The sequence below is a fragment of the Streptomyces sp. NPDC002817 genome, assembly GCF_053592055.1.
This window is the reverse complement of sequence record NZ_JBSFUY010000009.1, coordinates 183,088-202,826: the sequence shown is the minus strand read 5'-3', so window position 1 is coordinate 202,826 and position 19,739 is coordinate 183,088. Positions and strand designations below refer to the sequence as shown.

Annotated in this window: 17 protein-coding genes and 1 pseudogene; 14 read left to right on the top strand and 4 right to left on the bottom strand. The window is 71.0% G+C overall.

The window, feature by feature from the left end; translation table 11 throughout:
• The first annotated feature begins 40 nt into the window (after positions 1 to 40).
• The 5 genes and pseudogenes from ACWD3I_RS19920 to ACWD3I_RS19900 all read left to right on the top strand — a co-directional run bounded on the left by ACWD3I_RS19920 (position 41) and on the right by ACWD3I_RS19900 (position 5,694).
• A complete protein-coding gene (locus tag ACWD3I_RS19920; RefSeq protein ID WP_365400811.1) occupies positions 41 to 3,901 on the top strand; it encodes a glycoside hydrolase family 2 TIM barrel-domain containing protein in 3,861 nt (1,286 codons plus the stop codon).
• Positions 3,902 to 4,019: 118 nt separating this feature from the next.
• Positions 4,020 to 4,262, top strand: coding sequence for a DUF5302 domain-containing protein (locus tag ACWD3I_RS19915; protein ID WP_365400808.1), 243 nt, complete (start codon positions 4,020 to 4,022; stop codon positions 4,260 to 4,262).
• A gap of 52 nt (positions 4,263 to 4,314) precedes the next feature.
• Positions 4,315 to 4,815 (top strand): annotated as a pseudogene (locus ACWD3I_RS19910) (SMI1/KNR4 family protein); the annotation flags it as partial.
• 82 nt (positions 4,816 to 4,897) lie between these two features.
• Positions 4,898 to 5,317, top strand: a complete 420-nt coding sequence (panD, locus tag ACWD3I_RS19905) for an aspartate 1-decarboxylase (RefSeq protein WP_365400805.1) — start codon at positions 4,898 to 4,900, stop codon at positions 5,315 to 5,317.
• A gap of 32 nt (positions 5,318 to 5,349) precedes the next feature.
• Positions 5,350 to 5,694, top strand: coding sequence for a GNAT family N-acetyltransferase (locus tag ACWD3I_RS19900; RefSeq protein WP_266885222.1), 345 nt, complete (start codon positions 5,350 to 5,352; stop codon positions 5,692 to 5,694).
• 358 nt (positions 5,695 to 6,052) lie between these two features.
• Here the strand turns inward: ACWD3I_RS19900 and gndA are convergent, their stop codons facing one another.
• A complete protein-coding gene (gene gndA, locus ACWD3I_RS19895; RefSeq protein WP_365400802.1) occupies positions 6,053 to 7,492 on the bottom strand; it encodes an NADP-dependent phosphogluconate dehydrogenase in 1,440 nt (479 codons plus the stop codon).
• Positions 7,493 to 7,769: 277 nt separating this feature from the next.
• Between gndA and ACWD3I_RS19890 the strand changes: the two genes are divergently transcribed.
• A complete protein-coding gene (locus tag ACWD3I_RS19890; RefSeq protein WP_365400799.1) occupies positions 7,770 to 8,891 on the top strand; it encodes a transglycosylase family protein in 1,122 nt (373 codons plus the stop codon).
• 39 nt (positions 8,892 to 8,930) lie between these two features.
• Here the strand turns inward: ACWD3I_RS19890 and ACWD3I_RS19885 are convergent, their stop codons facing one another.
• The gene (locus tag ACWD3I_RS19885) at positions 8,931 to 10,097 is read right to left on the bottom strand and encodes a DMT family transporter (protein WP_365400796.1); all 1,167 of its coding nucleotides are present in this window, start codon (positions 10,095 to 10,097) and stop codon (positions 8,931 to 8,933) included.
• A gap of 210 nt (positions 10,098 to 10,307) precedes the next feature.
• On the opposite strand from ACWD3I_RS19885, the gene ACWD3I_RS19880 reads away from it, so the two are divergent.
• From ACWD3I_RS19880 to ACWD3I_RS19860, 5 genes are all read left to right on the top strand, one after another.
• Complete coding sequence (locus ACWD3I_RS19880; protein ID WP_365400793.1) at positions 10,308 to 11,057, top strand: (2Fe-2S)-binding protein; 750 nt, start codon at positions 10,308 to 10,310, stop codon at positions 11,055 to 11,057.
• A gap of 40 nt (positions 11,058 to 11,097) precedes the next feature.
• A complete protein-coding gene (gene glgA, locus ACWD3I_RS19875; protein WP_365400790.1) occupies positions 11,098 to 12,252 on the top strand; it encodes a glycogen synthase in 1,155 nt (384 codons plus the stop codon).
• Between the two features lie 48 nt (positions 12,253 to 12,300).
• On the top strand, positions 12,301 to 13,521 hold the full coding sequence (glgC, locus tag ACWD3I_RS19870; protein ID WP_365400788.1) for a glucose-1-phosphate adenylyltransferase: 1,221 nt from the start codon (positions 12,301 to 12,303) through the stop codon (positions 13,519 to 13,521).
• A gap of 149 nt (positions 13,522 to 13,670) precedes the next feature.
• The gene (locus ACWD3I_RS19865; RefSeq protein WP_365400785.1) at positions 13,671 to 14,990 is read left to right on the top strand and encodes a wax ester/triacylglycerol synthase family O-acyltransferase; all 1,320 of its coding nucleotides are present in this window, start codon (positions 13,671 to 13,673) and stop codon (positions 14,988 to 14,990) included.
• 104 nt (positions 14,991 to 15,094) lie between these two features.
• Complete coding sequence (locus ACWD3I_RS19860; RefSeq protein WP_365400783.1) at positions 15,095 to 16,612, top strand: SDR family NAD(P)-dependent oxidoreductase; 1,518 nt, start codon at positions 15,095 to 15,097, stop codon at positions 16,610 to 16,612.
• Between the two features lie 171 nt (positions 16,613 to 16,783).
• Here the strand turns inward: ACWD3I_RS19860 and ACWD3I_RS19855 are convergent, their stop codons facing one another.
• Both ACWD3I_RS19855 and ACWD3I_RS19850 read right to left on the bottom strand, forming a co-directional pair.
• Positions 16,784 to 17,590: an SDR family oxidoreductase gene (locus tag ACWD3I_RS19855; protein WP_365400780.1), complete on the bottom strand. Its 807-nt coding sequence runs from the start codon at positions 17,588 to 17,590 to the stop codon at positions 16,784 to 16,786.
• Between the two features lie 25 nt (positions 17,591 to 17,615).
• Positions 17,616 to 18,011, bottom strand: coding sequence for a hypothetical protein (locus ACWD3I_RS19850; protein ID WP_365400777.1), 396 nt, complete (start codon positions 18,009 to 18,011; stop codon positions 17,616 to 17,618).
• A 463-nt stretch (positions 18,012 to 18,474) separates the two neighbouring features.
• On the opposite strand from ACWD3I_RS19850, the gene ACWD3I_RS19845 reads away from it, so the two are divergent.
• From ACWD3I_RS19845 to ACWD3I_RS19835, 3 genes are read left to right on the top strand one after another with little or no spacing between them, the layout of a single operon-like run.
• On the top strand, positions 18,475 to 18,648 hold the full coding sequence (locus ACWD3I_RS19845; RefSeq protein ID WP_107080540.1) for a hypothetical protein: 174 nt from the start codon (positions 18,475 to 18,477) through the stop codon (positions 18,646 to 18,648).
• Between the two features lie 46 nt (positions 18,649 to 18,694).
• Entirely contained in the window at positions 18,695 to 19,177 is a 483-nt protein-coding gene (locus ACWD3I_RS19840; RefSeq protein WP_365400773.1) for a GNAT family N-acetyltransferase, read from the top strand.
• Positions 19,178 to 19,735, top strand: a complete 558-nt coding sequence (locus ACWD3I_RS19835) for an SMI1/KNR4 family protein (protein ID WP_365400770.1) — start codon at positions 19,178 to 19,180, stop codon at positions 19,733 to 19,735.
• Positions 19,736 to 19,739: the final 4 nt, after the last annotated feature.

Genomic DNA, 19,739 nt, shown 5'->3' with positions numbered 1-19,739 from the left:
GCAGTGCCCCCACACTGTCGTCCCGAGGAAGGCCACGGTCATGTCGCACTTTCCCGTGTCGCCCGTCAGCCGCCGCCGTCTGCTGGAGGGCGGTGCCGCTGTCCTCGGCGCGCTCGCCCTGCCCGGATCGGTCACCGCGGCACGAGCCGCCGACGCGGCGGCCACTCCCGAGTGGAACGGCAACATCGCCGTCTTCCGGCTGGGTTCCGAGCCGGCGCACACCACCCTCATGCCGTACGCGGACGTGAGACAGGCCCTGGCCGCGGACCGCACCCGCTCCCCGTACCGGATGAGCCTCGACGGCAAGTGGAAGTTCGCGTACGCCGACCGCCCCGACGACCGCGACGAGGACTTCCACCGCACGGACGTCGACGACAGCGACTGGGACACCATCCCCGTCCCCTCCGCCTGGCAACTGCACGGCTACGACCGCCCGATCTACATCAACATCACCTACCCCTGGTGGGGCCCCAACGGCCTGGGCGAGGAGGCGCGGCCGCCGGCCGCACCGACCCGCCACAACCCCGTGGGCCAGTACCGCCGCACCTTCACGGTCCCGCGCGACTGGAAGGGCCGGCGGACCTTCCTCCACTTCGAGGGGGTCAAGTCCGCCCACTACGTCTGGATCAACGGGGAGTTGGTCGGCTACCACGAGGACTCCTACGACCCCGCCGAGTACGACATCACCCCGCACCTGAAGCCGGGCACCAACCAGATCGCGGTCGAGGTCTACCGCTACTCCGACGGAGACTGGCTCGAGGACCAGGACATGATCCGGCTGAGCGGCATCTTCCGCTCGGTCCACCTGTACTCCACGCCCGCCGTGCACCTGCGCGACTTCAGGCTGGACACCCCGCTGAGCGACGACTACCGGTCCGCGGAACTGTCGGTCACCGCGAGCGTGCGGGACTACGGCGGCCAGGGCGGCGGCCGGTACTCCGTCGAGACCCAGCTGTACGACCCGAGCGGGCACCCGGTCTGGCCCAGACCGCTGCAGCAGGCCGTCGCACTCGACTCCGGCAAGGAGGAGACCGTACAGGCCACGAAGGCCGTGCCCCGGCCGCGCCTGTGGTCGGCCGAACACCCCGACCTGTACACCGCCGTGCTCCGCCTGCGCGACCCGGCGGGCAAGGTGATCGAGACCCTCTCCCACCGTGTCGGCCTGCGCGAGTTCGCGCTCAAGGACGGCCTGATGCGCATCAACGGCAAACCGGTCTCCTTCCGAGGCACCAACCGCCACGAGATGCACCCGGTGCGCGGCTCGGCCCTCACCCGCGCGGACATGGTCGAGGACATCGAGATCATCAAGCGGCTGAACATCAACAGCGTCCGCACCTCGCACTACCCCAACAACCCGCAGTGGCTCGAACTCGCCGACGAGTACGGTCTGTACCTCGTCGACGAGACCAACCTCGAGACCCACGGCATCCGCGGCGAGTACCCCGGCAACCACGCCGACTGGACCGAGGCCTGCGTGGACCGCGCCCGCAACATGGTCCACCGCGACAAGAACCACGCCTCGGTGGTCATCTGGTCGCTCGGCAACGAGGCCGGCGGCGGCAGCACCTTCAACGCCATGTACGACTGGATCAAGTCGTACGACACCACCCGGGTCATCCAGTACGAGGGCGACGACCGCCCGGGTATGAGCGACATCCGCTCCGAGATGTACGACAGTCCCTCCCGCGTCGAGGCGCGTGCGAAGGACACCAACGACACCCGGCCGTACGTGATGATCGAGTACTCGCACGGCATGGGGAACTCCAACGGCAACTTCAAGAAGTACTGGGACATCGTCCGCCGCTACGACGTCCTCCAGGGCGGCTGGATCTGGGACTTCGCCGACCAGGCACTGGAATGGCCCACTCCGACGCGCAAGCAGTTCACAGAGTCCGGTCCCTCCTCCCTGCGCGGCGAGATCCAAGCCCCCGCCGGCACCTTCACCCGCGCCGAGGGCGTCTCCGGCGGCACCGTCTTCGCCCGCGACCCGAGCCTCGACCTCACCGGCTCCCTCACCCTGGAAGCCTGGGTCACCCCGCATGTGACCGGCTACCACCAGCCGATCCTGGCCAAGGGCGACACCCAGTACGCCCTCAAGCAGACGGACAGGAACCTGGAGTTCTTCATCTACGGCGGCGGTCAGTGGGTCAGCGTGAGCTGGGCGCTGCCGGCCGACTGGACCGGCCGCGAACACCACCTCGCGGGCGTCTTCGACGCGGACGCGGGCACCCTGACCCTCCACGTCGACGGCGCGATACGGGCCACCCGCACCACCACCCGGCGCCCCTCGAACAACACGGCGTCCCTGGCTCTGGCCACCGACGTCGACAACCCCACCCGGGAGTTCAGCGGCACCGTCCGACGGGCCCGTGTGTACGCCCGCGCGCTGAGCGCCGCCGACATCGCCTCCGCCGGCCGGGGACCCGGTGACGACGGCGTACGGTTCTGGTTCGACGCCGCCACCGTCGACCTCACCGAGAAGCGGCCCCGGGACAGGACGTTCCACGCCTACGGCGGCGACTGGGCCGACAACCCCAACGACGGGGCCTTCTCCGGCGACGGCATCGTCACCGCCGACCGCGGACCCACCGGCAAGTCCGCCGAGGTCAAGCAGATCTACCAGGCCATCAACGCGGCCTGGGCGTCCGGCGGTTCGGGGGCGGTGACCCTCACCAACGAGTACCTCTTCACCAACCTCCGCGAGTTCGACGGACGATGGGAGCTCGTCGCCGACGGAAAGGCGGTCCGGCGCGGCAGGCTGAGCCGGGCCCAGCTGGACCTCGCACCGCTGTCGAGCAAGGACATCACCGTGCCCTTCGAGGTGCCGGACGACCCGGCCCCGGGCGCGGAGTACTTCCTGCGGCTGTCCTTCACCACCACGGAGACCACGAAGTGGGCCAAGGCCGGCTTCGAGGTGGCCCGGCAGCAACTCGCCGTCGACTCCGACAGCCCCGCCGTGACACCGCTGCCGCCGGCCCGCGTCCCGGCGCTCAGCCACAAGGACACCGACGGGGCGGTCACCGTCACGGGCAAGGGCTTCTCCGTCACCGTCGACAAGACGACAGGCGTCATCACCTCGTACCGGACCGGGCGCGCCGAGCTGATCTCCTCCGGCCCCGCACCCAACTTCTGGCGGGCCCCCACCGACAACGACCACGGCAACGGCCAGCACACCCGCAACCAGACCTGGCGCGACGCCGGCACCGACCGCAAGGTCACGGACGTCGTCGTCAGCACCCTGGACGACAAGGCCGTCGTGATCGAGGTCGCCGGCACCCTGCCCACCACCACCGAGTCGACGTACACCACCACGTACACGGTCTTCGGGAACGGCGAGATCAAGGTCGACAACACCCTGCACCCGGGCGCCTCCTCGCTGCCGTACATCCCGGAGGTGGGAACCCTGCTGTTCCTGCCCGCCCGTCTGGAGAAGCTGCGCTACTACGGCCGTGGGCCCGAAGAGAACCACTGGGACCGCAACAACGCCACCGACGTCGGCCTGTACTCGGGCACCGTCACCGGCCAGCGGACCTCCTATCTGCGCCCCCAGGAGAGCGGCAACAGGACCGACGTCCGCTGGATCGCCCTCACCGGCGGCGACGGCCCCGGGCTGCTCGTCACCGGCGAACCGCTCCTGGAGGTCAACGCCTCCCACTTCACCCCGGAGGACCTCTCGGTCGGCGCCCGCCACGACTACCAGCTCACCCCGCGCAAGGAGGTCGTCCTGCGTCTGAGCCACCACCAGATGGGCGTCGGCGGCGACAACAGCTGGGGCGCGCACACCCACGACGAGTACAAGCTGTTCGCCGACCGCGACTACGCCTACACCTACCGGCTGCGGCCGCTGACGGACGTGGACGAGGCGATGGCGGCGTCACGGAGGCCCACCGGCCTGGAGTGAGGCGGCCCGGCGGAACATCACGGTGGCGGGGGTCCCGGTGCGTGGCCGGGACCCGGCGCCCCGCACCGCGCCCGGCATGACAAGCTGTGCTTCCCCACCCCGAACCCAGGAGGTCACCATGACCGCAGAGCCCGCATCCCCGGAAGGTTCGGAGCCGGCTGCCGCCGAGACGTCCCCTCTGACGCCGGACGAGGACGGCAACTACGACCTCAAGCGCAAGTTCCGCGAAGCCCTGGACCGCAAGCGCGGTGTCCAGGCGGACGCCGCCGACGTCGCCGCCAACCCCGACGCGTCGAAGGTGCGTGCGGCCCACGGCCCGGCTTCGAGTCAGCGCTCGTTCCGGCGCAAGAGCGGCGGCTGAGCCGATCGGCCGACGTAGCTGACGGCCCGGTGCGACGCCGGCGCGCCCGGCCGTGCCGGCCGGCGTCACCACCGGAGCCGTCCGCATCACTGATCACTCCGGGCGGAGGACCGCGGCGAATGACGGGCACGGAAGCGAGTCGCCAGGTCATCGACCTGGTGCGTGCCAACCAGGACAGTGCGTCCCACGGTCGGGGCTGCGCTCCGAGACCATCGCCCGGGCCGAGCGCGAGATGGGTCTCACGTTCCCGCCGTCGTACCGGCTCCTGATCGAGGAGTTCGGCACGTGGGACGTACCGCCCACACAGTTCCTCGGCGTCTACCGGACCGAAGCCGCCGGAGACGTGCTGCCGGGATCCGTGACCGAGACCCTCGACGCCAGGGCCGAGGTCGACATGCCGCGGGAACTGATGGTGGTCCTGCTCGACCACGTGTGGTTGTTGGCCGTACTCGACACGTCCCGGCCCGACGAGGACGGCGAGTGTCCCGTCTTCGGATGGAACCCGGGAGTCGTCGACGGCGGCCTCATGGAGAAGGTCGCGGACAGCTTCGGGGAGTATGCGAAGGGTTGTACGCTTCCGCCACCGCCCTTGACCTGCACAGCAGGCAGGGAGCAGACCGAACGGGAGCTTCTTCATGTTTCGTACCATGTTCAAGTCCAAGATCCACCGCGCCACCGTCACCCAGGCCGACCTGCACTACGTGGGATCGGTGACCATCGACGCGGACCTCCTCGACGCCGCCGACCTGCTGCCCGGCGAGCTCGTGCACATCGTCGACATCACCAACGGCGCCCGCCTGGAGACGTACGTCATCGAGGGCGAGCGCGGCTCCGGAGTGATCGGTATCAACGGGGCCGCCGCGCATCTGGTCCACCCCGACGACCTGGTGATCATCATCAGTTACGCTCAAGTGACCGATGCCGAGGCGCGGGTGCTGGAACCGAGGGTCGTGCACGTGGACCGCGACAACCGGATCGTGGCCCTGGGCGCGGATCCGTCGGAGCCGGTGCCGGGCTCGGACCAGGAGCGCGGCCCGCAGTCGGTACCGGCCTGATCCCCGTACGGCTTTCGACCAGGAGCGTGCCCATGAGCGACATCGAGATCCGCGACGACCGCCCGGCCGGCCGCCTGGAGGCCCTCGGCGACGGTGAAGTCGTGGGCCGCATCGAGTACTTCGTCCTCGAATCGCCCGAGCGCGCCCTGGTCCCCGTCCACACGATCGTGGAACCGGCCCACGAGGGAAAGGGCATCGCGGGCTCCCTGGCCCGCGAGCTCTACGCCACCGCCGAGCGCGAGGGCATCGTGGTGGCCCCGCTCTGCCCCTACGTCGTCAAGTGGGCCGAACGCCACCCCGAGGAGGCCCCGCCCGCCGGCCCCGAGCTGCTCCGCGCGGCGAAGGGCTGGCTGGCCGCCCACCCCGGGCGCTTCTGAAGCGGTCCATCCGGGTGACTGGGGCGGCGGACGCCGGGTACGCGGGGGAGTAGTCCAGAGCCGACGTCACCACTGGCTGGAGGACACGATGACCAACCCGTTCCCGGACCCCGTCCACCCGGGCCCGACGCCGGGCCCCTACCCGGACCCCCCGCCGCAGCCGACCCCTCCGACACCGGGCCCGACCCCGACTCCCGACCCCGCACCGTCCCCGGTCCCCCCGGAGCCGGTACCGAACCCGGAGCCAGGCCCTCCGCTCAGCTGAGTGAAACGAGGCTGAGGGGCGCGGGGAACTGCGCGATCAACCCACCGGTTCCCCGCGCCCGCCCTCGTACCGAAGCACTTCGTCCGCCAGGCGCTACGCGGACACCTCGGACCGGTCCCCACCCCACAGCGTGTGGAACGACCCCTCCTGGTCCACCCTCCGGTACGTGTGGGCTCCGAAGAAGTCCCGCTGCCCCTGCGTCAGCGCCGCGGGCAACCGCTCGGAACGCAGCCCGTCGTAGTACGCCAGCGCCGCCGAGAACCCCGGCGTGGGCACCCCCTGCCGGGTCGCCGCGACGATCACCTCACGCCAGTCGTCCTGCGCGTCGGCGATCTCCCGGGCGAACGTCTCGTCGGACAGCAGACTCGGCAGATCGGCCCGCGTGTCGTACGCGGCCCGGATCCGGTCCAGGAACGCGGCGCGGATGATGCATCCACCACGCCAGATGGCCGACACCGCACCGAGGTCGATGTCCCACTCGTACTCCTCACGAGCGGCCGCGATCTCGTGGAAGCCCTGCGTGTACGACACGATCTTCGAGGCGTACAGCGCCTGCTCGACCCGGTCGGCGAACGCGCCGGCCTCCGCCTCGCCCAGCGCGGTCGCCTGGGGCCCCGCCAGCCCCCGCGAGGCCTCCCGCAGCTCGGCGTGCCCGGACAGCGAGCGAGCGAAGACCGCCTCGGCGATGCCGGAGACCGGGACGCCGAGGTCGAGGGCGATCTGTACCGTCCACCGCCCCGTGCCCTTCTGCTCCGCCTGGTCCACGACCACGTCCACGAAGGGCTTGCCGGTCGCAGCGTCCACGTGGGACAGCACCTCGGCGGTGATCTCGATCAGGTAGGAGTCCAGCCGGCCCGTGTTCCAGGTCCGGAAGATGTCCGCGATCTGCGCGGGCGAGTACCCGGCGACATCGCGGAGCAGCTGGTACGCCTCGCCGATCAGCTGCATGTCGGCGTACTCGATGCCGTTGTGCACCATCTTCACGAAGTGCCCCGCGCCGTCCGGACCGACGTGCGTCACACAGGGCGCACCGTCGACCGCCTTGGCGGAGATCTTCTCCAGCATGGGTCCGAGCGAGTCGTACGACTCCCTCGGGCCGCCCGGCATGATGCTCGGCCCGTTGAGCGCACCTTCCTCGCCGCCGGAGACGCCCATGCCGACGAAGTGGATGCCCTGCTCGCGCAGTGCCTTCTCACGGCGGCGGGTGTCCGCGAAGTGCGCGTTGCCACCGTCGATGATCATGTCGCCGGGCTCCAGGAGCGGTGCGAACTCGTCGATCACCGCGTCCGTCGGATCGCCCGCCTTGACCATGATGACCAGCCGCCGCGGCCGCTCCAGTGCCGCCACGAACTCCTTGGCGGTGTCCGCCGCGATGAAGTCGCCCTCGTTCCCGAACTCCTCGACCAGGGCGTGCGTACGCGCCGCGGTCCGGTTGTGCAACGCGACCGTGTAGCCGTTGCGTGCGAAGTTCCGGGCGAGATTGCGGCCCATGACCGCGAGTCCCGTGACGCCGATCTGGGCTGTATTGCTCATTCGGTTGGCTCCTAAAGGATCCGGTATCGGTGGTGCCGGTCGTGCACGTCAGTATCGCCCCACCGACCATCCTGACTTGCCGCTACGCCGAGCGCATGTCCGGGGTGCTCGGCGTGACGTACGCAGATACGGACGAGGGCCCCATCCGCCTCAGCCGTGGTGAAAGTGCGGCGCGTTCCTGGTCGTTCGCGGTGCAGGGCGGCCGATTGCCGTCTTGTCATGGCCTGTTCGGGGCGCTTACTTTTGGCCCTCCTGACGAATGTCGAGGGGGAGCTCCATGGCCGTACGCGGCCGGCACCGCCGGTATCAGCCGAACAGGATCAACCGCGCATCGCTCACGGTCACGGCGGGCGGTGCCGGAATGGCGATGCCGCTCATCGGTGCCGGTACGGCCCAGGCGGCCGACGTGGACACCTGGAACAAGGTCGCCGCGTGCGAGTCGACCAACAACTGGAGCATCAACACCGGCAACGGGTACTACGGCGGGCTGCAGTTCGCCCAGTCCACCTGGGAGGCGTTCGGCGGTACGCGGTACGCGCCGCGGGCCGATCTCGCCACCAAGGACGAGCAGATCGCCGTGGCGGAGAAGGTGCTGGACGGGCAGGGGCCGGGAGCCTGGCCGGTGTGCTCGGTCGAGGCCGGGCTCACCCGCGGGGGCGACACCCCGGACATCCACCCCGCGGGGTCCACCAAGAGCTCCGTCCAGGACGTACAGCCGCAGACCACGCCCCAGTCCCGGGCCGGGACGGCCGAGATGTACACCGTGGTCCACGGCGACAGCCTCTCCGGCATCGCCGACCGGGAGGACGTCAAGGGCGGCTGGCAGCGGCTCTACGCCGCGAACCGGAAGACCATCGGGGCCGATCCCGATCTCATCCTGCCGGGGCAGCGGCTCAGTCTGCGCGGCAAGGCGGTGACGACGACCACCGGGACGTCCTCCAAGTCGACGTCGGAGAAGTCCGCTTCGGACACGGAGGAGGCGAGGGAGACGAGTCGTTCCCTCGTGGCCCCGGTCGACGCCCCCACGGGAACGCCGTACCACAAGGCGGGTTCGTCCTGGTCGAAGGGCTATCACACCGGCGTCGACTTCGCCGTGCCCACCGGCACCTCCGTGAAGGCGGTCGCGGCGGGGCGGGTGGTCAGTTCCGGGTGGGCCGGCTCGTTCGGCTACCAGGTGGTGATCCGGCACGGGGACGGCAGGTACACCCAGTACGCGCATCTGTCGGCGATCTCCGTGAAGAGCGGACAGGGCGTCGGCGCCGGCCAGCGGATCGGCCGCTCCGGGTCCACGGGCAACAGCACGGGCCCGCATCTGCACTTCGAAGTGCGGTCGGGTCCCGGCTTCGGCACCGACATCGATCCGGTCGCGTATCTGCGGACGGGCGGTGTCAGGCTCTGAGCTCTGTCGGGGACATGGTCGCGTGCGCATCGCGTGCGGTCAGGATTTGACCCGCATGCGATGGCGGTCGGGGACCCGCATCGGGACGTACGACGCGCCGTAGAGCGGGCCGTAGAGGAAGACCGGTGAGTCGTCGGGGTCCTGCGGGGCGACGTCCTGGACCGACTCCGGCGCCGGGACCAGGACCTCCTCCCGGACCGCCGACTGCTCGGGGAGGCCGGCGAGCAGTTCCTCGGCGGTGACGGACTCGGCCAGGCCGGCCAGCAGCTGCTGGGCGGAGGCGGGCTCCGGCACGTTCACCCTGGCGGTCGGCACGCTCACCCTCGCGGCGGGCTCGGGCAGCGCCGCGGCCGGCTCGGGCTGCGGCTGCGTCTCGGTGCGTGCGAGCCGCTCGGTCGTCAGCAGGATCAGACCGCCCGCCGCCACCACGGCGCAGCCCAGGGCGAGCACGGTGCCCGTGGTGCCGTAGCGGAAGGTCTCGCCGAACATCGTGATGCCGACCGCGGCCGCGGCCACCGGGTTCACGACCGTGAGGGTGGCCAGCGGGGCCGCGAGACCCGCACCGCGATAAGAGGCCTGGGAGAGCAGCACACCGGCCGTGGCCAGGACGCCGATCACGGCCAGGGAGGGAACGTCCGCCGTCGACACACCGCCGGTCCAGTCGACCGCGACGGTCTTGGTGAACACCGAGGACATGCCGAACGCGATGCCGGACCCGGTGGCGAGCAGGATGCTGCGCACCGCCGGGTGCCGGTGGGCCGCCCGGCCCGCGATCATCAGCGCGACGACGGCGAGGCCGGTGGCCGTGGCGACGGCCACCCGCTGCGTCGTGTCCAGCGACTGTGCGTCGGACGTGCCGACCAGGGAGAGCAGACCGGCCAGACCCACGGTCGACATGATCGCGCCGCGCCAGGCCGTCGCTCCGGCCCTGCGGCGCACGAACAGTGCCGCCATCGGCAGGGCGAACACGATGGTCAGGGCGCCCAGCGGCTGCACCAGGCTCAGCGGGCCGTACGCCAGCGCCACCACGTGCAGCAGTCCGCCGAGGCCGTTCAGCGCGACCGCCGCCCACCAGCTCGCCCGCCGCAGGGGCGCGAACTGCTGCTCGGGGGAGGACACCGCGACCTGCTCCTGGACGATCGCCCCACCGGCGTACGCGACGGCGGAAACGAGCGACAGGACCACGGACAACGCGAGGGCGCTCATGAGCTGCTCCTCTGCGTGAGGCAGGGGCGACGGCCCCGGCGCGGCGAACGGTCGGCTTCCATGTGCAACACGATGCCGCGAAAAGCCATTCCCGTCGTCGTACCTGAGCAGGCAATGGGTCCTACTGCCGATGGAGTACTACGGAGGGTGGGTCCTCCCCAAGGTGGGTGACACCACGCAGAGCCCTCCTGGGGACACCCCCTAGGGGCCTTGGTACTACTGCTCCTCGTGGACCTCGACGCCGATCTCGCCGCGCTCCGCCCGCTCGGCGGCTTCTTTCTCCTACGCACGGGCGCAGCGCCGCGTTCAACACTGCCGACGCTCGCCCAGGCGTACGAAGACGAAAAGTATGATGTTTATGGAAATTCCATGACTTTCCGTATTCGGAAGGTCGCCGGCCTGCTGGGCGCCCCCGAGTTGCGCATCGCCGCCTCGATCGCCCACCAGGGACTCGCGTCCCGGCTGTGGTCGGCGGCGCTCGGCTGTGCCGTCCTGTACGGCCGCATCCCCGACCTGGACGCCCGGCTCGTGCGCTGGGACGCCGACGGCAGCGCCCCCGACGACCTGTGGCTCACCGAGGTCCGCCCGCTGCCCGGGGACGCCGCGAGCCTCGCGGAGGCCGTACTGGAGGGCCACCTCGCACCGCTGGGGGAGGCGCTGCACACCCGGTACCGGGTCGCGGCCGGACTGCTGCGCGGCAATGCGGCCTCCGCGCTGGCCGGGGCCGCCCGGCAGCTGGCGGGATGGGCGCGGGCGAACGACCGCCCCGAGGCCGCCGCCCGCACCCGCGCCCTGGTCACCGGACTCCTCGCCCACCCCGGTCTCGCCGGCACGCTCGACGCGGGCACCCTGCGGCGCCGCAGCTGCTGCCTCTACTACCGCGTGCCCGGCGGGGGTGTCTGCGGCGACTGTTGCTTCACACGGCCCCCGCGGTCTTCCCCGGGCGCCGCATCTGGGTGACCATGAGGAACAACCAGCCGCTGAGAACAGGGGGTTCCGGGTGCGAGTGGGACTGCTGACCCGGGAGTACCCGCCGGACGTGTACGGCGGCGCGGGCGTCCATGTCGAGTTCCTCGCCCGGGAGTTGAGCTCCCTGATCGACCTCGACGTGCACTGCTGGGGCGAGGGCCGCGCCGAGGGCGTCGTGCGCCATCGCTCCTGGCCCGTGCTGGACACCGCCAACGACGCGCTGCGCACCTTCTCCGTGGACCTTGCGATGACCGCGGGCCTCGCAGGCCGCGAACTCGTGCACTCGCACACCTGGTACGCCAACCTGGCCGGCCACCTCGGCAAGCTGCTGTACGGCATCCCGCACGTGATGACCGCGCACTCGCTGGAGCCGCTGCGCCCCTGGAAGGCCGAGCAACTCGGCGGCGGGTACGCCCTGTCGAGCTGGGCCGAGCGCACCGCGATCGAGGCCGCCGACGCGGTGATCGCCGTGTCGGGAGCCATGCGCGAGGACATTCTCGCCTGCTATCCGGCCCTGGACCCGGCCCGGGTGCACGTCGTGCACAACGGCATCGACACCGCGCTCTACCGGCCCGACCACGGCACCGAGGCCCTCACCCGCATCGGCGTCGACCCGGACAGGCCCTTCGTGCTCTTCGTCGGCCGCATCACCCGGCAGAAGGGCGTGCCCCATCTGCTGCGCGCGGTACGGGACATCGACCCGGCCGCACAGGTCGTGCTGTGCGCCGGAGCGCCCGACACCCCGGAGATCGACCGAGAGTTCCGCGAGCTGTTCCAGGAGCTGAGCAGCGTCCGCGAGGGCGTCCACTGGATCCCGCAGATGCTGCCGCGTCCGGATGTGATCCAACTCCTCACACACGCCGCCGTGTTCGTCTGCCCTTCGGTGTACGAACCTCTCGGCATCGTCAACCTGGAGGCCATGGCGTGCGGAACCCCCGTGGTGGCCTCGCGGATCGGTGGCATCCCGGAGGTCGTCGACGACGGCAAGACCGGCGTGCTCGTCCCGGTGGACGACGATTTCGAGCCCGCGCTGGCACGTGCGCTGGACTCGGTCCTCGGTGATCCGGAGGGGGCCCGGCGGATGGGCGAGGCCGGACGGGAGCGCGCCGTGGGCGAGTTCGGCTGGGACGCGGTGGCGCGGCGGACGGTGCGGCTCTATGAGGAGATCCTCAAACAGGCGTACTAGACACCGGTCCAGGGCAGGCATGGATCAACCAGGGTGAGGGGAGCGGCCATGCGGCGTGGCGGACCTTCGGTGCTCGGAATCGTATTGGCGGGTGGAGAAGGCAAACGCCTGATGCCCCTGACCGCGGACCGCGCGAAACCAGCGGTCACTTTCGGAGGAACGTATCGCCTGGTCGATTTCGTCCTCTCCAACCTCGTGAACGGCGACATCCTGCGCATCTGCGTCCTGACGCAGTACAAGTCGCACTCGCTGGACCGGCACATCACCACCACCTGGCGGATGTCGAGCCTGCTCGGCAACTACGTCACCCCGGTCCCGGCCCAGCAGCGGCTCGGCCCGCGCTGGTACCTGGGCAGCGCCGACGCCATCCTGCAGTCGCTGAACCTCGTGCACGACGAGGAGCCCGAGTACGTCGTGGTGTTCGGCGCCGACCACGTGTACCGGATGGACCCGCGGCAGATGCTCACCCAGCACATCGAGAGCGGGGCGGGGGTGACGGTGGCCGGCATCCGGGTGCCGCGCTCGGAGTCCTCGCAGTTCGGTGTGATCACGCCGGGGTCGGACGGGCTGACCGTGGAGCGGTTCCTGGAGAAGCCCGCCGACCCGCCCGGTCTCGCGGACGACCCGGAGTGCGTCTTCGCCTCGATGGGCAACTACATCTTCACCACCAAGGCGCTGATAGAGGCGCTGCAGCGGGACGCCGAGGACGAGGACTCGGTGCACGACATGGGCGGCTCGATCCTGCCCCAGCTCACCGACCGGGGTGAGGCGCAGCTGTACGACTTCAGCCTCAACCACGTGCCCGGTGAGACGACCCGCGACCAGGGCTACTGGCGTGACGTCGGCACCCTGGACGCCTACTACGACGCCCATATGGACCTCATCGCCGAGCGCCCCGCGTTCAACCTCTACAACCGGCAGTGGCCCATCTACACCCACTCCGGCCAGCTCTCCCCGGCCCGGTTCAACGCGGGCGGCATGGCCAGCGAGTCGATCATCAGTGCGGGGTGCCTGATCCGCGGCCAGGTCACGCGGTCGATTCTGTCGCCGGGCGTCAGGGTGGACCCGGGGGCGGTGGTCCAGGGCTCGATCCTGCACGACAACGTCCGCATAGGCCGGGGCGCGGTGGTGCGCGGCGCCGTCCTCGACAAGAACGTCGAGGTGCCGCCGGGTGCGACGATCGGGGTGAATCCGGAGCGGGACGCGGAGCTCTACACCGTCTCCAAGGGTGGCGTGATCGCGCTCGGGAAGGGCCAGCAGGTGTCCTGAGACACAGTGAGGGGCGCCCCTGTGGCTGCTGGGGCGCCCATGGCTGGACTTAATCTGCTGTTAACTGTGCGTAGCTTGATCGTACTTGACCGTAATCACGTGCGGGCGATTGACTGCTTGCTCACCCGTCGTCGACGCGAGGCAAGCCATTGACTTCTGACCTGCTCGCCCCTCTCGACCTGGCTTTCTGGAACATCGAGTCCCCGGAACACCCCATGCACCTGGGCGCCCTCGGCGTCTTCTCGGCCCACTCGCCCGCCGCGGGCGCCCACGCGGCCGACCTGCTCGCCGCACGGGCGGCGGCGGTGCCGGGGCTGCGGATGCGGATCCGGGACGTCTGGCAGCCGCTGGCCTTCGGGGGCGCCACGCGAGAGCCCGCCCCCGACTTCGACCCCCTGGACCATGTCCGGCTGCACGCGCCCACCGCCGACTTCCAGGCCGCGGCCGGGCGGCTCATGGAGCGTCCGCTGGAGCGGGGCAGGCCGCCGTGGGAGGCCCATGTGCTCCCCGGGGAGGACGGCTTCTCCTTCGCCGTGCTCTTCAAGTTCCACCACGCCCTGGCCGACGGACTGCGCGCGCTGACCCTCGCGGCCGCCATCCTCGACCCGATGGACCTGCCGGCCCGCAAGCCGCGTCCCGAGGAGCCCGCGAAGGGCTTCTTCCCCGACGTACGCAAGCTGCCGGGGTTCATCAAGGGCACCGTCTCCGACGTGGGCCGCGCCCTCGACATCGGCGCGTCCGTCGCCCTGTCCACCGTCGGGGTGCGCTCGTCGTCCGCGCTGACCTCCGAGCCGAGCGGAACCCGCCGTACCGCAGGAGTCGTCGTCGACCTCGACGACGTGCACCGGGTGCGCAAGGCCCAGGGCGGCACCGTCAACGACGTCCTGATCGCGGTCGTCGCCGGCGCCCTGCGCCGCTGGCTGGACGAGCGCGGCGACGGCAGCGAGGGCGTCGCACCCCGCGCCCTGATCCCGGTCTCCAAGCGCCGCCCGCGCACCGCGCACCCACAGGGCAACCGGCTCTCCGGCTACCTGATACGGCTCCCGGTCGACGACCCCGACCCGCTCGCCCGCCTCGACACGGTCCGCACGGCGATGGACCGCAACAAGGACGCGGGGCCCAACCGTGGCGCGGGCGCGGTCGCCCTGCTCGCCGACCACGTCCCCGCGCTGGGGCACCGCCTCGGCGGACCGCTGGTCAGCCAGGCCGCCCGGCTCTGGTTCGACATCCTCGTCACCAGCGTCCCCCTGCCGAGCATCGGTCTGAAGCTCGGCGGCCATCAGGTCACGGAGGTCTTCCCCTTCGCGCCGCTGGCCCGCGGTCAGTCCCTCGCGGTCGCGGTCTCGACGTACCGGGGGCGGGTCCACTACGGCCTCGTCGCCGACGCCGAGGCGGTGCCGGACCTCGACGTCCTGGCCAAGGCCATCACCGAGGAGGTCGAGACGCTCATCACCGCCTGCGAGGCTTGACCGTCCCGGTTTTTGGAGGACCGGCCCGGCGCTCCGTAGAATTCCCTGTTCGAAAGCGGACGCGGTCGGAGCGCCGCACGGTGAGCCAAGGAAACGGCAGCGCGATGACGGTGACAGAGGAAGGCCCGGCGACCACGGACGAGGTCGTCCACGAGCCCGGCGACGAGGTCGTCCACGGCCCCGGCATCGACCCGGAGCGACTGGCCGTCTGCCTCGGCGTGCTCGACGAGCTGGACAAGCTGGAGGTCGACCACCCGGACGCGATCGCCGTGCGCCGGGCCACCGCCGGCGTCTACCGCACCGTCAAGCAGCGCCGTCGCCAGGAGCGCCGGGCCGCCAAGACCGCCCACGACAAGACGGTCACGGAGTCCACGGCGACCGGCTCCGCCCAGCGCATCGACGACGAGACCGAGGGCATCCTGCCGTCGTCGGTCACCGAGGCCGGGAGGATCGCGGGGATACTCCAGCGCCCGCGCTCCTGCTACACCTGCAAGACCCGGTACGTGGAAGTCGACTACTTCTACCACCAGCTCTGTCCGGACTGCGCCGCCCTGAACCGGGACAAGCGCGACGTCCGCGCCGACCTCACCGGCAAGCGCGCCCTGCTCACCGGCGGCCGCGCCAAGATCGGCATGTACATCGCGCTCAGGCTGCTGCGTGACGGCGCGCACACCACGATCACCACGCGCTTCCCCAAGGACGCCATCCGCCGCTTCAAGGCCATGGACGACTCCGCGGACTGGATCCACCGCCTGGAGGTCGTCGGCATCGACCTGCGCGACCCGGCCCAGGCCGTGGCCCTCGCCGACCAGGTCGCCGAGGCGGGCCCGCTGGACATCCTGATCAACAACGCCACGCAGACCGTACGCCGCCTGCCCTCGGCGTACGCCGCGCTGGTCGACGGCGAGAGCGCCCCGCTGCCCGCCGGTGAACTGCCCGCCCACCATGTCATCGGCGCCTTCGGCTCCGGCGCCGTGGACGGCCTCGCCGCGCTGCCGGTCGGCATCAGCGGTCTCGACGCCCAGCAGGTCGCCGACCTCGCCCTGGTCGCCGGCAACGCCAGCGTCGCCCGGCACCTGGACGGCACCGCCATCGACGCCGGCGGTCTCGTCCCGGACGTCGTCGACACCAACACCTGGGTGCAGACCATCGAGCAGATCTCCCCGGTGGAGCTCCTCGAGACCCAGCTGTGCAACTACACGGCGCCGTTCATCCTCATCAGCAAGCTCCGGCCGGCGATGGCCGCAGCGGCGAAGGAGGCGGCGAGCGGCCGTGCCTACGTCGTCAACGTCTCGGCGATGGAAGGTGTCTTCGGCCGCGGCTACAAGGGTGCGGGCCACCCGAACACCAACGCCGCCAAGGCCGCGATGAACATGGTCACCCGGACCAGCGCCCAGGAGATGTTCCAGAGCGACGGCATCCTCATGACCTCCGTCGACACCGGCTGGATCACCGACGAGCGCCCCCACTACGACAAGCTGCGCCTCGCGGAGGAGGGCTTCCACGCCCCCCTCGACCTGGTCGACGGCGCGGCCCGCGTCTACGACCCGGTCGTGCGCGGTGAGGCGGGCGAGGACCTGTACGGCGTCTTCATGAAGGACTACGCGCCAGGCAAGTGGTAGGCCCTTATTCGCTCGCGGGCCCGGGCGCCGGCGCTCTACCGTGACGGTGGAGCGCCGGTGTGCCCGGTGCGATGGTCACGCGTTCTTCTGGTTCGATCCCACGCAGGCCCGCGGGCCTGTCGCCCGGTCGGAGGGCAACCGCGTAACCGCTTTGATCTCGGGCACGCGCACTCAGCCGGCTCCCGGCACCTGCGAGCGCAGCCGCTCGTGCACCGCGTACGCCCCGGAGGAGGACGCGGCCCGCACCCGTGTCCCCCCGTCCACCAGCAGGTCCGCCCCGGTCACCCACTCCGCCGCGTCCGAGGCCAGCCACACGACGGCCCGGGCCACGTCCTCCGGCTCCCCGATCCGTCCGAGCGGCAGCCCCGCCGCGAGCTCGTCCTCGCCCGGCTCCCACACGAAACGGGCCATCTCCGTGCGGACGAGACCGGGGGAGACGGAGTTGACCCGCACCCGCGGGGCGAGCTCGCCCGCGAGCTGTCGGGTGAGGTGGAGCAGAGCCGCCTTGCTCGTTCCGTAGGCACCGATCTGCGGGCCCACGTGTTCCGCGCCTTCCGTGCAGATGTTGACGACCGCACCGCCGTGCTCCCGCATCCACGCCCGCCATGCGCCCTGCACCAGCCGCAGCGGCGCCTCCACGTTGACGAGGAAGGCCTCGCGCCAGGCCTGCGGATCGGCGTCCATGAGCGGGCCGTACGGCTGGTTGGTCGCCGCGTTGTTGACGACGACGTCGATCCGGCCGAACGTGCCCAGGGCGAGCCGGACGACCTCGTCCAGATGTGCCGGATCCGCCACACTCCCCGCCACGCCGACGCCGTCCAGCTCGGCGGCGACCCGCCGCACCTCCGCCGCGTCGCGCGCGGTCACGCACACCAGCGCGCCCGCCGAGGCCAGTTGCCCGGCGACCGCCCGCCCGATGCCGCGCGTGCCGCCGGTGACGATCGCGGCCCTGCCCTGAAGTCCGTACGGCGACGTCATCGGCGTACCGTCTCATGACGGACCGTCAGTCGACAGCCCCGAGACGGGAGTTCCTGGCCGCCACCAGTTCCAGGACGGTGCGCCAGTCCTCCAGGACCCCGGCGTCGAAGCCCGCGGTCCGGCTCTCCTCGTCCGCCAGCCGCAGGCGCATCAGATCGTCGTCGCCGACGCGACCGTGTCGGCGTACGAGGTGGAAGACCCGCTCGCCCAGCAGGGGCCGCACGGCTTCGGCCGCGCGCTCGGCCCGCAAGGTCTCGTCGCCCGGGCACAGCAGCTGCCCGACGCCGTGCACCAGCCCCGCCACCTGAAGCTCCTTGTCGGCGGGCCGGCCGCGGCGCAGCAGTGCGGCGGTCCGCAGCGCGTGCTGATGCCGGCAGGCGTACAGCAGATCCATCAGCTCTTCGACACTGCGCAGCTCCATGCGCCAGTCCTCCCGCCGGACAAGCCGTTGCCGTCCGTCAGCAGATCATGGCCGCCTTGCGATTCGGCCAACGGGACTTGAACTGCGCTGTCGGGGTCCTCGAAGGCGCGATCGCCGACGTAGGCCGAACGGGTGATGTCTCGACGGGGCATCAGATGGCAAACCAGCACATAGTAGGACTGAGTGCACACAGGCGACTTGGGAAAGTTACCCCTTGTTTTCAGCCCCATCGAGCGGGCCTCCGCTCATTTGGTTAATCTGTAGCGGACGGACAGCAGTACGGGGTCCCACCCACACCCACCGTCCGTCCTGGGGCAGCCGATCACCACGGCCTGTTCTGACATGAGTGACCGGCGCCACCGCGTCCGAGCTGTTCTCGACTCAGACCCGAGCGGGCGTCCGGTGACAGATCGCACACTGACCGGTATGCCCCGAGGGTGACCCGACACATAAGGAGTGCGCGGTGACACCGGAGAAGACGAATCGCGATCAACGGCCCAAGGAACGCCCCGAGCGAGCGGGCCGCAGGCCCGGACAGCTCGGCAGCCTCGACGTGTGGGCGCGCTCCGCCCCCATCCGTCTCGCGGGATACGAGGACGACCTGGCCGAGCCCCACATCCTGCCCAGCGTGGACTGAGCCCCGTCGCGATCGCCGTCAGCATGGGCGTGCCAGACTCACGCCCATGCTGATCAGAGAAGCCGCGGCCGACGACTGGCCGCGGATCTGGCCTTTCTGGCACCGGATCGTCGCCGCGGGGGAGACCTACGCCTGGGATCCGGACACCTCCGAGGAGGCGGCACGGGCGCTGTGGATGAGTCCGGCCAAGCGCGTGTACGTCGTCGAGGACGAGGCCGGCGCCGTGGTTGCCTCCGCCTACACCACCCCCAACTACGGCGGCCCCGCCGCCCACGTGGCCAACGCGGGCTTCATGGTCGACCCCGACCACACGGGCCGGGGCGTCGGCCGCGCCCTCGCCGAGCATGTCCTGACCGCCGCCAAGTCCGACGGGTACCGCGGCATGGTCTTCAACGCCGTCGTCGAGACGAACCCGGCCGTCGCCCTGTGGACCTCCCTCGGCTTCACCGTGCTGGGCACGGTGCCGGACGCGTATGAGCATCCGCGGCAGGGGCTGGTGGGGCTGCACGTGATGTACAAGGCGCTCTAGGTGGAGACACCGCCTCTGAGTGCGACCGAGGTGGCCGCGGCCGAGCGGGAGTTGGGTGTCTCGTTCGCTGCCGAGTACCGCGCGTATCTGCTGGAGGCGGGTGCGGGCGGGACCGTCTCCCGGCTGGCGCGGACGGAACAGGGCTGGTGGTGGGAGAACAACTCCCGTGCGGCGCGCGAGCTGCTCGCCGTTCCCTTTCCGCACCCCGACACCTACGTCGTCGAGGACGACCAGCTCAGCGGCCGTGAGCCGCGTGCCGAGGACTTCGCCGACGCCGGCGCCCATCAGGCCGCCTGGCAGGCGTGGGACGACGAGTGCGGAGCGTTCGAGGACCGCAGGACAGCCGGCGCGATCGTCGTCCAGGAGCACGGCTGCGGCTTCGCCACGCTCCTGGCGCTGACCGGCCCGCTCGCCGACACCGTTTGGTGGGACGGGCGGGCCACCTGCGATCTGATCGTGCCGCTCTCCCTCGACCACATGCGTGGCGCCCGCCCCGTCACCTTCGGAGAGTGGCTCGGCCGCAGTTCCTGGGACCTCCTGCCGCCCGGCTGGGGCTGACCCG

Bases quoted from the DNA above. Each gene is read 5' to 3' on its own strand.
- ACWD3I_RS19915 (WP_365400808.1), top strand. From the start codon at position 4,020: ATGACCGCAGAGCCCGCATCCCCGGAAGGTTCGGAGCCGGCTGCCGCC.
- gndA (WP_365400802.1), bottom strand. From the start codon at position 7,492: ATGAGCAATACAGCCCAGATCGGCGTCACGGGACTCGCGGTCATGGGC.
- ACWD3I_RS19920 (WP_365400811.1), top strand. From the start codon at position 41: ATGTCGCACTTTCCCGTGTCGCCCGTCAGCCGCCGCCGTCTGCTGGAG.
- ACWD3I_RS19860 (WP_365400783.1), top strand. From the start codon at position 15,095: ATGACGGTGACAGAGGAAGGCCCGGCGACCACGGACGAGGTCGTCCAC.
- glgC (WP_365400788.1), top strand. From the start codon at position 12,301: ATGCGGCGTGGCGGACCTTCGGTGCTCGGAATCGTATTGGCGGGTGGA.
- ACWD3I_RS19855 (WP_365400780.1), bottom strand. From the start codon at position 17,590: ATGACGTCGCCGTACGGACTTCAGGGCAGGGCCGCGATCGTCACCGGC.
- ACWD3I_RS19840 (WP_365400773.1), top strand. From the start codon at position 18,695: ATGCTGATCAGAGAAGCCGCGGCCGACGACTGGCCGCGGATCTGGCCT.
- panD (WP_365400805.1), top strand. From the start codon at position 4,898: ATGTTTCGTACCATGTTCAAGTCCAAGATCCACCGCGCCACCGTCACC.
- ACWD3I_RS19900 (WP_266885222.1), top strand. From the start codon at position 5,350: ATGAGCGACATCGAGATCCGCGACGACCGCCCGGCCGGCCGCCTGGAG.
- ACWD3I_RS19885 (WP_365400796.1), bottom strand. From the start codon at position 10,097: ATGAGCGCCCTCGCGTTGTCCGTGGTCCTGTCGCTCGTTTCCGCCGTC.
- ACWD3I_RS19890 (WP_365400799.1), top strand. From the start codon at position 7,770: ATGGCCGTACGCGGCCGGCACCGCCGGTATCAGCCGAACAGGATCAAC.
- ACWD3I_RS19850 (WP_365400777.1), bottom strand. From the start codon at position 18,011: ATGGAGCTGCGCAGTGTCGAAGAGCTGATGGATCTGCTGTACGCCTGC.